Origin of the sequence: Spongiibacter taiwanensis, from assembly GCF_023702635.1 — a bacterium.
Classification (GTDB): Bacteria; Pseudomonadota; Gammaproteobacteria; order Pseudomonadales; family Spongiibacteraceae; genus Spongiibacter; species Spongiibacter taiwanensis.
In genome coordinates this window covers 2,166,054-2,181,349 of sequence record NZ_CP098455.1, presented here as the reverse complement: position 1 = coordinate 2,181,349, position 15,296 = coordinate 2,166,054, and the positions used below count along the sequence as shown (strand labels likewise).

Below are 15,296 nucleotides of genomic sequence, written 5' to 3'. Positions count from 1 at the left end.
AAGACCAACCCAGCCCCGGACCACGAATAGCGGCCGGGGCTTTTGTTTATTGGGGAGGAGGGGTAACTACTGTGCGCTGGGGTTACTCTGCCAATCCAGCATAATTCACCTCGGCAGGATTATCCGCATCGTGCTCCGGGTCTATCTCATCTGGCCGATGAGTGTGGTGCGTCGAAGCACTGGCAGTATCATCGATTTTTATGAGGGAAACTCAAATGCACGGCAAAAGAAGCGCTATCGAGCTCTGAAATGGGCCGCTGCTATCTCATGTTGAGATAGCAGCTAAGATGAGCGCCGACATCGGAAGTGTTCATCAATAAATCTCACGTACTTATCTGTCTTGGAACTCACGGGGGTCCACCCCTCCCTGCAAGCGTAGTAGTACATCTCTATGCGGTTGTAGGTGTACCAGGTTTTCCCTTTATACTGACTTTTGGGTCTAATAACGGTTGCCCCAAATCCTCCGCTGCACCGCTTTGTTTCCGCAACAACTTGAAAATCATCCACTGGAGTTCCGTCTGCCCTATCTTGCGCGGTGCAGAATGTGAGTGAAACGGAATAATCGCAAGAGTTGTTAATAATGTAGTTCCCATAAGCCATCGCACTCGTCGAATGATGAGGAAGCTCTTGCAAAGAAATGCAGCTATTGTGCGTTAAGTCATCATATTGCGAAGTATTTTTCTGTTCAGGATAAACGTCGCTTACTTCTTTCCCCTGTGCTTGTTCAGGTGAACGTGTCACACGCTGCAGCGCAGAGAAGGCATCTTCACACCACTGGAAATCCTCCGCTGCCAGGTCACAACCGTCTGCGAAGTTAGCGTCGACAATGGAGAGCCGGTGCTCCGGGGGATTAAAATGAAAGAACAAGAGCACCGTAGCCTTTCCATCCAACACCCCGTCGCGAAACAGGCCCGAAACTTCGATACGATCTACTCCGCCGTCAAAACTTGTTGTTTCCCGTCGCCAAACGCCGTAACCCGAAATTGGATGACCCTCTAGGCAAGGACCTCTCCAGGAGAAAGCGTCGATGTCGTCCTCCAAATAGTCACCATTGCCAGCCCAGTCGTACAAGTAACAGCCACCAGGCAGCTGAACTTTAACGATATTGAGGTCTTTAACTTCAGGCGCGCTCCAATCAATCTTACCTTTGCTATTTCGATCAGGCTTATCACCAGGATTGAGTTCGATACGCTCGTTCTCGCTTAGTCTAGAGGCGTCCTCCGCTCTAACTGTATCACCTTGCAATTCGGTGATTCGAAGTCGTATTAAACATTGATCCAACGCAATTAAACGGAGAGAGACTGTATTATCAAGCATGGCACGCTTGGTGTTTTCATCCGGCGAGGGGTTGTTCTTATACAAATTAAATCGATCTTTCTCGTTTTCAAGCGATGTATCTAACATCCGAAGCCTACTTTCTAGATCAGATGCACTATCAATCGTCCTAAGGAAGGTCAGGCTTTCAAATGCATACGAGGCTTCTTGAGGGGACACCAACAAATATTCAGCGTTCTCACGCTCGCAGTTTCCAGCAACCACATAAGACGAAAAGGCAGACATAAGTAGTGCGACAAAGCCAGAAATCCATACGCCAGATTTCATTCACCTGTTCTCCAAAGTGCTTTGGTAAGTATCCACTCAGCGTCTCAAGTTCTTACGAGTGCAAAATATGCCTCTATCTGAGACTGTGCGTAGCGTCTGCTATATATTTAGTTATGTCCCAACACGGTATGAATTGTGGATCAATAGAATGGCAGGTGAGGTGAACATCTACTGAGGGACAAAAACAATGCCGAACAGATTCTGTAGAAAAACATTGTTTGTTACCGTTTTCGCTGAAGATTCGACGTTAGGTAAATACCCATCAAACATAGACTGGTTATTTGTACTTTGGAAGCCAGTCAAAAAGAAATTTTTGGGCAAGATTTTCGCACTTACCCGACCCGCAAATTCATCGGCGTTATTTACGCAAAGCTTTGCATCTATCACTCCGTGGAACCGTAATAGTTCACCTCGGCAGGATTGTCCGCATCGTGCTCCGGGTCTACCTCATCTGGCCGGTGGGTGTCGGCCAGTACCAGGTACAAACAGGGCAACACAAACAGGGTAAACAGCGTACCGATCAGCATCCCGACCACCAGCACAATACCAATGCTGTTACGGGCCTCGGCACCGGCGCCGGTCACCAGCACCAGCGGGAAGTGACCCAGGGCGGTAGCGGCGGTGGTCATCAATACCGGCCGCAACCGGGTCTCGGCAGCATTTTGGATTGCCTGTATTTTGCTAACGCCTTCGGTCTGCAAGTGCTTGGCAAACTCAACGATCAAGATACCGTTTTTGGCGACCAGCCCCACCAGGGTAATAAAGCCAATCTGTGAATAAATATTCACGGTGGTGAGCCCCAGAAAGGGAATGACCAAGGCCCCGGCCAGGGCAAGTGGCACCGAGCCGAGCAGCACCACCAACGGGTCACGAAAGCTGTTGAACTGTACGGCGAGTACAAAATAAACAAACAGCAGCGCGATACCTAACACGCCAACTAGTGTGCTTCCTTCTTTGCGAATTTGCCGCGACTCTCCGGCGTAATTGATGCTATACCCTTTGGGCAACATCTCCGCCGCCGCCTGCTCGAGCACCGCCAGACCCTGTTCTTTGGTGGTGCCCGGCAATACCCCACCGAGAATACGGAAGGCATTTTTCTGCTGAAACCGCCCCAGCAAGCGGGGTGCGACGTTGTAGTCCAGCGAGGCAATCGCCGATACCGGAACCAGGTCACCCTGGGGGGTGCGAATCTGCAAATCCAACAGCGCCTCGGGGTTAGCTCGGTCCTGGCCCGCCACCATCGGGATGACCTGATAGGCCTTGCCGTTCATATCAAAGCGATTGACGTAATTGCCGGACAACAGCAGACCGAGCTGCCGACTGACCCCATCCAGACTCATGCCTAGATCGGCTATGCGCTGGCGGTCGAGAATAAAGCGCACCTCGGGCATATCGATTTTCAGGTCGGTGTCGACGAACATAAACCGGCCACTCTGGTAGCCTGCAGCCACCAGCTTGTCGGCGTAAGCCTTCATATCCTCCGGCGAGTCGGAGGATTGCACCACCATCTCCACATCAAACTGACCTGCCGAGGGCAGCGCCGGAAACAAAATCGGAAACACCCGCAGCCCAGTCACCTGCTTAGCCGTCATATATACCTGGGGTAGCAGCTCGTGCACGCTTTGCTCACGGTCCTCAATGGGCACAAAGGCCAAACCCCCAAAGCCGGCATTGGCCCGCACGATTTGCCAGATGTATTCCACCCCCGGGGTTTCCATGAGCAGGGCAATAGTGTCGTGCATGTAATCCTCGCTGTATTCCAGGGAGGAGTTGGAGGGCGCATCAACGATAATGTTGATGTGACTCTGGTCTTCAATCGGCGCCAGTTCTTTCTGAGAAAACAGATAAAACGGCACGATCAACAAGGAGATAAACAGGCCGGCAAACAGCAGCTGCCAGCGCCAGGCGAGCACTCCCGTAAGCATTCGACCGTAGTGGCGGTGCAGCACATCAAAGCGGCGGTTTACCCACTGGGTCATGCGCCCTTCTTTGCCCCCTTCCGGGTTCGCATAGGCGCTCATAATCGGCGACAGGGTGAGCGCCACCACGCCGGAGATCAACACCGCCACCGACAGGGTGAACGCAAACTCTTTAAACAACACTCCGGTTAAGCCAGACAGAAAACCGATGGGCGCGTACACCGCGGCCAGGGTGATGGTCATGCCAATGATCGGCGACATCAGCTGTCGGGAGCTGGCCAGGGCCGCCTGCATGCGGGTCTTGCCCTCGCGCATATAGCGGGACACGTTCTCCACCACCACAATGGCGTCGTCCACTACCAGGCCCACCGACAGCACAATGGCCAAAATGGTGAGCAGGTTCAGTGAAAAGCCCATCAGGGTAATGGCGGCAACCGCGCCCAACAGCGAAATGGGGATGGTGACCAGCGGCACCAGCGCCGTGCGCACCGAGCCCATCAGCGCGAGTACCACAATGCCCACCAGCACGATGGTTTCGGCCAGGGTGGTAAAAATCTCTTTGATCGCTTCGCGCATATACAGGGTGCCATCGTAGGCGGCGCGAATTTGCAGCCCCTGGGGGAGCTCGGCATTGAGCCGGTCCATCAACTCATACAGGTCGTCACCAATGGCAATTTCATTGGCACCGGGCAGGGGCCACACCGAAATGTACAGCGCGTCACTCTGGCTGTGCCGGGCGATCAGCTCACCTTCTTCTTCGCCCATTTCCACCCGCGCAACATCCTTGAGGTACACCAGGGAACCATCGCTGGCCTCGCGCACAACCAGGTTTTCAAAATCCGCCACCGTCTGCATGGTGGTATTGGTGAGCAGGTTGATGCGCTGAAGGGGGTTTTCACTTTGGCCGATAGTGGCGATCACGTTGTTGCTGGTCAGGGCGGTGCGAAGCTCATCGGCACTCACATTGAAGGCCGCCAGCTTGATCGGGTCGACCCACACCCGCATGGCTGGATTGCGACCACCCTCAAAACCCACCCGCTGTACGCCGTTAATCGCGCTGATCTCCGGGTTCACGTAGCGGGCCAGGTAGTCGGTTACTTCGGCCCGGGAGAAGTTTTCGGTCACCACGTCCAGATAAAACAGCGCATTGGGCCGGTCGGCCCGCACCACTTCCACGGCAGGGTCTTCGGCGCCGGTGGGCAGTTCAAAACGAATCTGGCCCAGGCGGGTGGTGAGTTCGGCCAGAGCGGCGGTGGTATCTTCATTGAGCTTCAACCACAGGGTGACCGTGCTCATCCCCGCCAGAGAGATGGAGTCAACGTAATCCACCCCCGGCACCGAGGCTGCCACCCGCTCAATGGGGTCGGTGATAAAGCCCTGCACCACCTGGGCTGAGGCGCCCACATAAACGGTCTTGACCACCAACGAGGCACTTTCAATTTCCGGAAACTGCAACACCGGCAAATTTTGCGAAGCCTTTAACCCGGCAATCACCAGCACCAGCGAAATCACGATAGCCAGCACCGGACGGGTGACGAAGATATCCATCAGTCCCGGCTTGGCAGTGCTCATGGCGCCATCTCCCCGGACTCAGCCTGCGCCGATTCAGCCCGCTCTGGGTCGGCTTCCAGCTCAGGCCGTTGGCCAACATAGGCCAGCATGCCGTGATGCAATTTGAAGGCACCGTCGGTAGCCACCAGATCGCCCGACTGCAAACCGCTGGTAATGATGAAGCGCGCGTCACTTTCCTTGCCCAGCTTCACTGACTGACGATGGGCGCGATAGCCCTCGCCACTGCTATCGGGCAGTAACTGAAACACATAGGCGCCCAGATCATCCCGCAGCACCGCCGGGGTCGGCACATGCACCTGATCACCGGTGCCAACCGGCACCATCAATTTCACCACCGACATGGGCGGAATGGCCTCATTGGCAGGGACTTTTGCCCGGTAGCGCAGGTTGCGCGAATCGGCTGACAAGCTCGGGTTTTTGGCCACCACCTCGGCTTCCAGTTCGCCTTCCTCACCGGGCAGAGCCACCTTCACTCGGTCACCCACCTTCAGGCGACCTTGAGCGGGAGGCAAATTGAAGTCGATCCAGGCAAAATCATTCAAGCCGACCAGATCGACCAGCGCGGTATTGGCGCTGAGGTACTCACCCACTTCCAGATCGTGCAGCCCCACCAGCGCAGCAAAGGGGGCGCGCAGGGTTTTCTTGGCTATGGTGGCTTCCAGTTCAGCAATGCCCGCCTGGGCAATATCGTACTGGGCCTGGGCCTGATCCAGGTTTTCCTGACTCACGGTGCCCTTGCCCACCAGGTTTTGCATCCGCTTCAGGCTGATCTGCGCCAGGCTGGCATTGGCCTTGGCGGCTTTCAGGCGCGCCCGCTCTTCGGCGACATCCATCTGCACCAGTACATCGCCCTGACTTACCTGCTGACCGGAGACAATATTCACCGCGCTAATGCGGCCCTCGGCTTCGTTGCGCAGCACCAGCGTATCGGGGGCCACCACCTCACCGATGGTCCCCACATACAATGCGCTCGGCTTGGCAGACACGGTCAGTGCCTGCACCGTTTCCGATGGCTCGGGAAACGAGGCACCAAAGGCAATCGCGGCTTGAATCTGGCGGTACTTGAAACCGGCCAGGGCGACCAATAGCAGCACGCAGGCGGTAACGGTGATCAACCAGCGACGAGTGTTCATCAGGGCATTCCTTTTAAAAAGCGCAGCATTTCATCGACCCGGATCGTCAACGCCGCAGGTGGCAGTCGCTGAAGCGGCGACAGGGTCAATGGGTTTACAGATACAAACAGAAGGGAGAGATCGCCAACCACGCGCTCATAGCGAAAGCGCCTTTCATCGTCGTGTCGCAACCACCAGCAGGAGCGCCGACAATGGCTGCCGCACTGGCGTCTGACACGTGCTCTATTCTGCCACAGTAATTCGACGGCGGGATGACAGCCACGGCGTCCTTTTTTGTTTAGCGTGCAGCCACTGTCCGGGCGGCGGGACCCAGCCCGGATAAACCGCGGCATCCGGGCTGGGTCGGCCAGAGGGATGGATTCACTCTCGGTTGAGGGCAACCACCGATTCAAAACCGCCGAAGATCATCCGCATGCCATCAAAGGGCATGGGATTGGTTTTGGGGTTCAGGCGGGGGTCCTCCATCAAATCGCCGTTCATCATCCGGCCCATCACCGCGTCCCGGGTCGCCTTATCGGGCCACTCAATCCAGGAGAACACCACCGCCTCGTCCTCCTTCGCCTGCACCGCCCGATGAAAATCGGTTTGCTTGCCGTGGGGAATATCCTCTCCCCAGCATTCCACCACCCGCAGCGCGCCCAACTCGATAAACACACTGTCGCCTAATTGTGCATGGGCAATAAATGCGGCTTTGTTGGCCTTGGGCACGGCCAGCAGAAATCCGTCGATGTAACTCATTTTTACTCTCCTCAACAGGTTCTTTGGTACAACCTAGTCGAGTGAGCAAGATGAAATTCGACAGTCGCCATGCTTGTTTGGCCACAACCGATCACAATTTCAACCAGGCACAGATCGGCAGCGCCGCCAAATAGAGACCCAGGCCAAACAGCGCGTGGGTGGTTGCACTTTTTATACGGGCCTTGGCTGGCGCGGGCGACCGGCTCGCGGTCACACCCAGCCCCATCGCCGGTTGCATTACCAGGAAAGGAAACACCACGGTAAGCAGGCCAAAGCCCACAGCGGGCAACACGGTCGGGGACTGCAGCCAGCCAACTCCCATAAACACGACGAAGGCAATGGCAAAGGCGACGCCAATCAGATAATGCGCAGCCCAACCCACAGCGCATTCACCACGACGCAACGCCGCGCTGGCCATACCTTCATGGACAAAACGCCCTGCAGGCATGTGCAAAAACCAGCGCCCAACCAGGCAAAAACTCAGCGACTTCACCCGAAAGACTTTCGCCAGCATCAGCGACCAGACATCTATGATCGCGGTAGCACCCAGCCCCAGCATCACGGCGGCGGCAAGTGAATTGACCGGCGACACAGCCATTGCCGCGCTTACCCCTGACCCTGGATCAGCCGCTCACGCGCCAATACCAGCCCGGTCAAGCGACGCACCAGGGGCGTCACCACAACAATACTGGGAAAGGCCACGACGAAGGCAAACACCCAGGCGCGCAAACAGGTACCCGCCAGTCCATCGACCAGACCGATGTTGTAAATCGTAATGACCATCGACATTAGCCCAGACATCAACAAGGCCATAAAAAAGGAGAACACTAACGGGGCGTATTTCGGGGGAATCACGGCTTTTCGTCCTCATGGTTTGCAGCGGCATTTTCGCGCCGGCTTTTTCGCGCCAGTATTTCTTCACTGGTGCCGAGCCAGTGTATGATGTTTCACATTCGCCAAATACAACCAATATGACAATCTAATATTCCATATTTGCAACTATGCTCGACGACATTTCCCTGTTTGTTCACATCGTCCGGCAAGGGGGCCTTGCCGCCGCCGCGGCCCAGTTGGGGCTGCCCGCCGCTACCGTCACCCGGCGCTTACAACGGCTGGAGCAGCAACTCGGCTGCCAGCTGCTGCACCGCTCCGCCCGCCAGTGCGTGCTGACCCAGGACGGGGAGGTTTATTTTCAGCAGTACGCGGAGTTGGTCGAGCAGTTTGAACAAACCCGGCAGCGGTTGAGCCGGGACCAACACCAACCTGCCGGCAAACTCAAGGTGCTCGCGCCCACCAATATTTCCCACAACGCCATGCGGCCCATGTGGCTGGGGTTTACTCGCCAATATCCAGACATTCAGCTGGAGCTGGTGCTCAGCAATCAGCTTCAGGACATGCTCAAAAGCCAGGCCGACTTGGCCTTGCGCATTGGCGCCCAGCAGGATTCCCTTCTGTACCAGCAACGCATGGGCGACTTTCAGGTTATCGCCGCCGCCGCCCCCGACTACATTGCATCTGCTCCACCGCTGACTCAGCCCGCCGATTTGAAGGATCACCGCATTATTGGTTCTACCCTGCGCAATAAATGGCGCCTGCACAACACCCGCAGCGGCACCGTTCAGGAAGTGCTTCCCCGGCCTCACATGCTGCTCAATGACATTGCCATGATTGCAGCGATGGCGGCAGACGGCCAAGGTGTCGCACTACTGCCGCTGCTGGAAATTCAACACCAACTCGACCGGGGTGAGCTGGTCCGCGTCCTGCCGGAATGGCAGGGTCAATCACGGTCGATATATTTGGTCTGGCCGAGCGGCAAACTGCTCAGCGCCCGGGCAAAGTGCCTGCGCGACTACATTGCCGACTTTATTCGCGGGGTCCAGGGTTTGTTCCACTCCAGCCAGTGAGCTCGGCTGAAACCCTGCGCGCGACATTTCAGCGCAGGAATGCATCCCGTTTACGCCGCCGTTCCAACTCCACCTCGCTGGGTTCTTTCAAGGCAAAGGACCCAACGGGAATGCCACCTGCTTTGACATATTGCGCCATAATCACACCGTTTGATGTGCTGACGCAGTGCTGCAGGGTAAACCCGCTGGGCTGGGCCGAGCCGTCAAACAGCCGCTTGCCGCGGCCAAACACCAGGGGGAAAATCAGCAGATGCATCTGGTCGAGCAGACCATTGGCCAGCAGGAGATGCAACAACTCACAGGAGCCCTGCACCAGCAGGCGGGGCCCCTCGGTCTGCTTGAGGCCGCGGATCGCTGCGACGGTATCTTCGCCCAGGGCCACACTGTTGGCCCAGGGTAAATCGTCCACGCGATGGGTGGCCACGTATTTGGTTGCGCTGTTGAACTGCCGGGCAATGGCGGCTTCACCCTCGTCAAAACCGGGTTGGTCCGGCGAGCTTGCCGCAAAGGGCCAGTGGGCCGCAAAAATATCGTAGGTATTGCGTCCCAGCAGTAAGTCGAAGGGCTCGGCAAACCAGCTCTCGAGGCCCGGGCCAATTTCCTGATCGCCGAACCCGGCTACCCAGCCACCAGATTCAAACCCACCACTGGGGTCTTCCTCCGGCGCACCCGGCGCCTGCATCACACCGTCAAGGCCGACAAAAGCGCCCAGAAATATCTCTCTCATTTGCTGCGCTCCGGTATTACTCAGGCGGGATCGCTACTAGCGGCAAAGGCCGCCATGTCCATCCACATTGCCTCCCAAACATGGCCATCCGGGTCAGCCAGGTTACGGTTATACATAAAACCGTGATCCTGCATGGGGTTAATATCCGCGGTGCCGCCGTGGGCAGCGGCGGCCGTATTGAGGGCATCGACATGGTCCCGGCTGTCGCAGGCAATGGCTAGCATCACCTCACTGGAGGTCGGCGCTGGAATGGGCCGGTCGGTAAAGGTGCGCCACTTGGCATGGGTCAGCAGCATCACGTGAATATGCTCACTCCACACCATGCAGGCGGCGGTATCGTCGGTGAATTGGGGATTATTTTCAAAGCCGAGGGCCTGGTAGAAGGTCATGGCAGCGGCCAGATCGGCCACGGGCAGGTTGATAAAGATCATCTTAGACATCACTGAATTCCTCTCGCTGAATGGACGACATATGGTTGCCGTTACCGCTTAGTCGAGTTAGTACCGGCCAATTCGACAATGCCCATAAAAAAAACCACCCACGGCAATTAAAAATTGCGAGGGAAGCCATTGCTGACCAGCGCAACCCTTGCCAAACTGACTCTCGGCACCCAGCCACTATGCTCCCCAAAATATGCTCCTAAAGAGCGCTCTCGGGGAATGCCCCAGGCCACCGCAACAACACCCACACAGGATGCTGAACCGTGAAGTTTCCCGCTTTGATTACCGCGCTGTGTCTGGCCCTGTCAGGTTGCAGCACCAGCCCAGCGTTGACAGGGCAAACCGCCGTCAACGGCACTGCGCCAGCAATGGACGCGGCCCAACAACTGCAATGGGAAACGCTGCTGGGCAGCTGGTACGGGGCACAGTCAACCCACGACGGTCGGCGTTATGAATGGATTGTTAGCCGCCGACCCGACGGCATCTATCGCCTCGACTCCCGCTTTATCGACAGCGATGGCGAAATCAAGAGCCAGATCGAATACGGCGAGTGGTCCCTGTCCGGCCCGATTTACTTCACCACCCCCCGGGCGGCCGAAGAAGACGGCGAAATGTTTGAGATTGGTCGCGATGGCCCGGAGTTTGGCATTGCCTATCACATTCTGTCGCTGGCAGCTGATGAAATCGTCGTCAAGGCCTACTCCGACAACAGTGTATTCACTTCTATTCGGGTGAAGTTCGGCACCACCTTCGCCCAGATCGACCAAGCGGGCGGTGTCGACGCCCTGCTTATTTCCCGGGATGAGGAGTTGTCCCAATAGCGGTTTAGTTTTCCAGCTTTCGATAGAGAGAGCGCGGGCTGATTCCGGCAATCTTGGCCGCTTTTTCTTTATTACCACCGCAATATGCCAGCAGGCGCTGCAGGTAATCACGCTCCTGGGTTTTGAGGTCGGTCCATTGCTCTGGCGCCGAGGACGCCGATCCGGCGAGCTGTGCTCCCTGCTCAGTCAGGCAACGCTGAATAACGGGCAGGTCGATCACATTGGACTTGCAGAAAATGGTGGCCCGCTCGAGCACATTGCGCAACTCGCGAATATTGCCCGGCAGCTGCGCCTCCTCTAGGGCTTTGATGGCCGAGTCGGCCACCACGTAGCTTTCCTTCGGCGCCAATTTGCTCAACAGACTCTTGCAGAGCAGGGCCATGTCCCCACGCCGCTGGCGCAACGGTGGCAGTGAAATTGGAAAGGTATTGATCCGATAATAGAGGTCTTCTCTGAATAGTCCCTCGGCGATCATCTCTGGCAAATTGCGATTCGTCGCGCACACCAGCCGAAAATCGGCTCGCTTGAGCTGGGTGCTGCCCACTGCCCGATAGCTGCCGGTTTCCAGCAGGCGCAGCAGTTTCACCTGCATTCCCAAGGGCACATCGCCGATCTCGTCTAAAAACAGGGTTCCGCCCTCGGCTTCCTGCAGCAAGCCGGGTTTGTTGTGGATTGCACCGGTGAAAGCACCTTTCACATGGCCAAACAGCTCGCTCTCAAACAGGGTCTCTGTCAGCCCGGCACATTCCACCGTCACCATATGGCCGCCTGCTCGGGAACTGGCCTCGTGAATGGCTTTGGCGGCCAGCTCTTTGCCGGTGCCGGATTCGCCGAGTAGCAATACTGAACTGTCACGAGAGGCGACGAGGTTGATCAGATCGACCATTTCGGTGAACGCCGGGCTGCGGCCCACCATCTGTTCGCCGCTGATCTCAGCGCTGGCAAAGCCGACTGGCTTTAACACCTCAATAAAATAGCGCGGCTCCCCATTTACGTCCTTCAGGGGCAGCATTTCCACGTCGATATGCTCCCGACCACGGGGGCTGTTGTGAATATGCAGCACCCGCTCCTTTTCCTTCGAGCCGCGGCAGGCCTGCATGGGGCAACTCTCTCCGGCCTGATCGCAGGGCCGGTCGTAGCCGTGGGAAACCTGGTAGCAGTGCTGGCCCGGCTGAATGTCACCAAAGCTGGCGCGATAGCGGTCGTTCCAGGCCAGCACCTGATAATCATTCGACAGCAGGATCGCGGGATGATCGAAGCCCTCCAGCAAGGCGCCGATATCAAGGTTGTTCACCGGGTCGCTCATGGCGATGCCAACTTTGTCATGGATTTCGCCAATTATGGCAAAGTCTTTCAATGCCAGAAACCGATTATCGCTTCACCACTCTCCACTTCGAGAAAATAAATTATTCTTATCAGGGTGTTACAGATTTTTACGCCTGCGTCGCCAAGCTGGTATCGGCTTTGCTAAACCCTGGTAGCGCCCGCCACCGTCTATCCTGCGAGCGAAACACAAGGGAAACCCATGGATCTCGACCCCTTACTGCTGGCCCGCATCCAATTCGCCGCCAATATTAGCTTTCATATTTTATTCCCCGCCATTTCCATCGGCCTGGGCTGGCTGCTGCTGTTTTTTCGTCTGCGCTTCACCGTAACCGGCGATCAAGCATGGGAATACGCCTACTACTTCTGGGTGAAAATTTTCGCCCTTACCTTTGCGATGGGCGTGGTCTCGGGCATTACCATGAGCTTCCAGTTCGGCACCAACTGGCCCGGCTTTATGGAGCGGGCGGGCAACGTGGCGGGCCCCTTACTTGGCTACGAGGTACTGACTGCCTTCTTTCTGGAAGCCTCTTTCCTGGGCATCATGCTGTTTGGCAAGCAGCGGGTGTCTAATCGCATGCACCTGCTCAGCGCCTTTTTGGTCGCCTTTGGCACAACCCTTTCCGCCTTCTGGATTCTCAGCCTCAATTCTTGGATGCATACCCCGACCGGCTATCGGATCGAGGACGGCGTAGTGATGGTAGAAAGTTGGCTAGCGGTGATTTTCAATCCTTCCTTCCCTTATCGCTTCATCCACATGTTGTTGGCCTCACTGCTCACCTGCGCCTTTCTGGTCGCTGGGGTCAGCGCCTGGCGCGCACTGCAAAATGTGGATGGCCCGGCCACCTGGAAAGTGATGAAGACCGGGGTTTTTCTGGCCGCCGTGTTAGCGCCATTGCAAATCTTTGTGGGCGATCTGCACGGCCTGAATACCCTGGCCCACCAACCCGCCAAGATCGCCGCCATGGAGGCGATCTGGGAGACCGATGCCGGCGCGCCCTTTACCGTGTTTGCCCTGCCCGACGAGGCTGCGCGCCGCAACCACTACGCTGTTGAAATTCCCTACGCCGCCAGCCTGATACTTACCCACAAAACCGATGGCGTGGTGCAAGGGCTCAATGCGTTTGCAGGAGAACACCCGCCCGTGGCGATGGTGTTCTGGTCCTTTCGGGTAATGCTCGCAGTGGGCGGCCTGATGCTACTGGTGTCCTGGTGGGGCACCTGGCAGTTGCGCGGCCGACACACCGCCAACAAGCCCCTGTTGAGAGCCCTGTCGTTAATGACTTTTTCCGGCTGGGTGGCGGTGCTGGCCGGCTGGTACGTTACCGAAATCGGCCGCCAACCCTGGATTATTGACGGTGTGCTGAGGGTATCCGACGTGGTCGCCGACCACCCTGGCAACACCGTGGCAGCGACCTTGGCGGGCTACTTGTTGCTCTATGCGTTTTTACTCGTCGCCTACATTGGCGCACTGCGAAATCTGTCGCGCAAACCCGCGGCATCGTTGCGCCTGATTCCAGTGACAAGCGCTGCCAGCGCTAACCGGGAGGCCTGACATGGCGTATTGGTTACCCATTATTTACGTGGGCATCATGGGCCTGGCGCTGCTGATCTACGTGGTGCTCGACGGCTACGATCTCGGCGTGGGGATGTTACTCCCCCTAGCCGATGAAGCCGAAAAAGACATGATGATTGCCTCCATAGGCCCCTTCTGGGATGCCAATGAAACCTGGATCGTTCTCGGTGTCGGGGTGTTACTGATCGCGTTTCCATTAGCCCACGGAGTGATCCTGACCTCCTTGTATGTGCCCGCCACGTTAATGCTAATGGGCCTGATCCTCAGAGGGGTCGCCTTTGATCTGCGGGTGAAGGCAGGCGATCAGCACAAAAGCTTATGGAACCGCGCCTTTTTTGTCGGCTCGCTCACCGCCGCCATTGCCCAGGGCTGGATGCTCGGCGCCTATGTCAGCGGCCTGAGAGGCGATACGACCAGTCTGATTTTTTCCGCCCTGATCGGCCTGACCTTACCGGCCCTTTATCTGGTGTTGGCCTGTGGCTGGCTGATGATGAAGGCGGAAGGATCACTGCTAACCAAGAGCATTGCCTGGGCCCGGGGCGCAATACTGCCTATGGGCCTGGGCCTGTTACTGGTGTCCATCGCCACCCCCCTCGTCAGTAACGAGATCGCCGACAAATGGTTTAGCTTTCCTAACGCGCTGTATATGGCGCCCATTCCCCTGCTCAGCGCCGCCTGCTACGCGGGCATTGTGATGCTGCTGAGAGACGACAACGGCATCTACCGCGGCCGAGGGTGGCGCCTGTTTGCCGCCACCGTCGCCATATGTGTGCTGGCCACCCTGGGTCTGGCCTACAGTATTTTTCCCGACGTCATCATCGGTCAGATGAGCATCTGGCAGGCAGCGGCCTCCGTTAAATCACTGACCTTTACCCTGGTTGGGGTCGTGCTTACGGTGCCGGTGATTCTGGTCTATACCGTGATCGTGTATCGCGTCTTCCACGGCAAGGCGACCGCGCTGAGTTACGAGTAGTCTGCCGGGCAGTGTCGAGTGTCAGTGCCTGCGGGGTATACTGTTGGGATTAAGAGCGGACGGCAATCACAGATGGACTCAGATTGGGATAAAAAACGCAAAGCGCTGATCAGCCGACTGCGACGGGTTGAAGGCCAGCTCAGAGGCATCCAGCGGATGATGGAGGAAGACCAGGATTGCGAGCGAGTGGCCCAACAGCTCTCCGCTGCCCGCAAGGCCCTGGACAAGACCTTTTTCGAGACCATGGCCTGCGCCCTGCAACAGGAAATTGCCAAGCACGAGACCAACGAAGGCGCCACCGACGACCAGATCCGCCATATCACCGCGCTGCTCAGCAAATACGCCTGATCACCACTACGCCCCACCGCCTGCCACGGGCCGCGTGGTATTGCTGTTCTCGGTTTTTGCTGCCGACCATGCCATTTATGACATGGATTTCTGCCATAAATGACAAAACCTCGGATTAGCGTCTGGATACCGAGCACTAAAAACGCTGCTAAAGTAAACAAAAACAATATCTTGAGTGAATTCGGCAGTGCCGGGCCTAGCTGGCACGATTTGTGTTATA

At 56.9% G+C, this 15,296-nt stretch carries 14 protein-coding genes; 5 read left to right on the top strand and 9 right to left on the bottom strand.

The genetic code is table 11. The annotated features are described in order from the left end of the window. Positions 1-282: 282 nt before the first annotated feature. From NCG89_RS10095 to NCG89_RS10070, 6 genes are all read right to left on the bottom strand, one after another. A complete protein-coding gene (locus NCG89_RS10095; RefSeq protein ID WP_251086405.1) occupies positions 283-1,602 on the bottom strand; it encodes a hypothetical protein in 1,320 nt (439 codons plus the stop codon). 383 nt (positions 1,603-1,985) lie between these two features. Next, complete coding sequence (locus NCG89_RS10090; protein ID WP_251086404.1) at positions 1,986-5,093, bottom strand: efflux RND transporter permease subunit; 3,108 nt, start codon at positions 5,091-5,093, stop codon at positions 1,986-1,988. Next, complete coding sequence (locus tag NCG89_RS10085) at positions 5,090-6,226, bottom strand: efflux RND transporter periplasmic adaptor subunit (RefSeq protein WP_251086403.1); 1,137 nt, start codon at positions 6,224-6,226, stop codon at positions 5,090-5,092. The genes NCG89_RS10090 and NCG89_RS10085 overlap by 4 nt, the downstream gene beginning before the upstream one ends. Positions 6,227-6,586: 360 nt before the next feature. After that, complete coding sequence (locus tag NCG89_RS10080) at positions 6,587-6,964, bottom strand: DUF1428 domain-containing protein (RefSeq protein WP_251086402.1); 378 nt, start codon at positions 6,962-6,964, stop codon at positions 6,587-6,589. Positions 6,965-7,055: 91 nt separating this feature from the next. Then, on the bottom strand, positions 7,056-7,562 hold the full coding sequence (locus NCG89_RS10075; protein ID WP_251086401.1) for a DUF2938 domain-containing protein: 507 nt from the start codon (positions 7,560-7,562) through the stop codon (positions 7,056-7,058). An 8-nt stretch (positions 7,563-7,570) separates the two neighbouring features. Beyond that, positions 7,571-7,819 carry a DUF2798 domain-containing protein gene (locus NCG89_RS10070; RefSeq protein ID WP_251086400.1) on the bottom strand — a complete coding sequence of 83 codons (249 nt, stop codon included), beginning with the start codon at positions 7,817-7,819 and terminating at the stop codon, positions 7,571-7,573. A 146-nt stretch (positions 7,820-7,965) separates the two neighbouring features. On the opposite strand from NCG89_RS10070, the gene NCG89_RS10065 reads away from it, so the two are divergent. Further along, the gene (locus NCG89_RS10065; RefSeq protein WP_251086399.1) at positions 7,966-8,868 is read left to right on the top strand and encodes a LysR family transcriptional regulator; all 903 of its coding nucleotides are present in this window, start codon (positions 7,966-7,968) and stop codon (positions 8,866-8,868) included. 28 nt (positions 8,869-8,896) lie between these two features. On the opposite strand, the gene NCG89_RS10060 is transcribed toward NCG89_RS10065, so the two are convergent. Together NCG89_RS10060 and NCG89_RS10055 are read right to left on the bottom strand one after the other, a co-directional pair. Continuing rightward, complete coding sequence (locus tag NCG89_RS10060; RefSeq protein ID WP_251086398.1) at positions 8,897-9,595, bottom strand: dihydrofolate reductase family protein; 699 nt, start codon at positions 9,593-9,595, stop codon at positions 8,897-8,899. Positions 9,596-9,615: 20 nt separating this feature from the next. Then, positions 9,616-10,035, bottom strand: coding sequence for a VOC family protein (locus NCG89_RS10055; protein WP_251086397.1), 420 nt, complete (start codon positions 10,033-10,035; stop codon positions 9,616-9,618). A gap of 263 nt (positions 10,036-10,298) precedes the next feature. Here NCG89_RS10055 and NCG89_RS10050 point away from each other — a divergent pair, with 263 nt between their 5' ends. After that, positions 10,299-10,856 carry a hypothetical protein gene (locus NCG89_RS10050; protein WP_251086396.1) on the top strand — a complete coding sequence of 186 codons (558 nt, stop codon included), beginning with the start codon at positions 10,299-10,301 and terminating at the stop codon, positions 10,854-10,856. 4 nt (positions 10,857-10,860) lie between these two features. On the opposite strand, the gene NCG89_RS10045 is transcribed toward NCG89_RS10050, so the two are convergent. Continuing rightward, a complete protein-coding gene (locus NCG89_RS10045) occupies positions 10,861-12,213 on the bottom strand; it encodes a sigma-54 interaction domain-containing protein (protein ID WP_251086395.1) in 1,353 nt (450 codons plus the stop codon). Between the two features lie 168 nt (positions 12,214-12,381). Between NCG89_RS10045 and NCG89_RS10040 the strand changes: the two genes are divergently transcribed. From NCG89_RS10040 to NCG89_RS10030, 3 genes are all read left to right on the top strand, one after another. After that, the gene (locus NCG89_RS10040) at positions 12,382-13,734 is read left to right on the top strand and encodes a cytochrome ubiquinol oxidase subunit I (protein WP_251086394.1); all 1,353 of its coding nucleotides are present in this window, start codon (positions 12,382-12,384) and stop codon (positions 13,732-13,734) included. Position 13,735: 1 nt separating this feature from the next. Further along, on the top strand, positions 13,736-14,728 hold the full coding sequence (locus NCG89_RS10035) for a cytochrome d ubiquinol oxidase subunit II (protein WP_251086393.1): 993 nt from the start codon (positions 13,736-13,738) through the stop codon (positions 14,726-14,728). Positions 14,729-14,800: 72 nt separating this feature from the next. After that, positions 14,801-15,076: a metal-sensing transcriptional repressor gene (locus tag NCG89_RS10030; RefSeq protein WP_251086392.1), complete on the top strand. Its 276-nt coding sequence runs from the start codon at positions 14,801-14,803 to the stop codon at positions 15,074-15,076. Positions 15,077-15,296: the final 220 nt, after the last annotated feature.

Bases quoted from the DNA above. Each gene is read 5' to 3' on its own strand.
- NCG89_RS10095 (WP_251086405.1), bottom strand. From the start codon at position 1,602: ATGAAATCTGGCGTATGGATTTCTGGCTTTGTCGCACTACTTATGTCT.
- NCG89_RS10090 (WP_251086404.1), bottom strand. From the start codon at position 5,093: ATGAGCACTGCCAAGCCGGGACTGATGGATATCTTCGTCACCCGTCCG.
- NCG89_RS10085 (WP_251086403.1), bottom strand. From the start codon at position 6,226: ATGAACACTCGTCGCTGGTTGATCACCGTTACCGCCTGCGTGCTGCTA.
- NCG89_RS10080 (WP_251086402.1), bottom strand. From the start codon at position 6,964: ATGAGTTACATCGACGGATTTCTGCTGGCCGTGCCCAAGGCCAACAAA.
- NCG89_RS10075 (WP_251086401.1), bottom strand. From the start codon at position 7,562: ATGGCTGTGTCGCCGGTCAATTCACTTGCCGCCGCCGTGATGCTGGGG.
- NCG89_RS10065 (WP_251086399.1), top strand. From the start codon at position 7,966: ATGCTCGACGACATTTCCCTGTTTGTTCACATCGTCCGGCAAGGGGGC.
- NCG89_RS10060 (WP_251086398.1), bottom strand. From the start codon at position 9,595: ATGAGAGAGATATTTCTGGGCGCTTTTGTCGGCCTTGACGGTGTGATG.
- NCG89_RS10055 (WP_251086397.1), bottom strand. From the start codon at position 10,035: ATGTCTAAGATGATCTTTATCAACCTGCCCGTGGCCGATCTGGCCGCT.
- NCG89_RS10040 (WP_251086394.1), top strand. From the start codon at position 12,382: ATGGATCTCGACCCCTTACTGCTGGCCCGCATCCAATTCGCCGCCAAT.
- NCG89_RS10035 (WP_251086393.1), top strand. From the start codon at position 13,736: ATGGCGTATTGGTTACCCATTATTTACGTGGGCATCATGGGCCTGGCG.
- NCG89_RS10030 (WP_251086392.1), top strand. From the start codon at position 14,801: ATGGACTCAGATTGGGATAAAAAACGCAAAGCGCTGATCAGCCGACTG.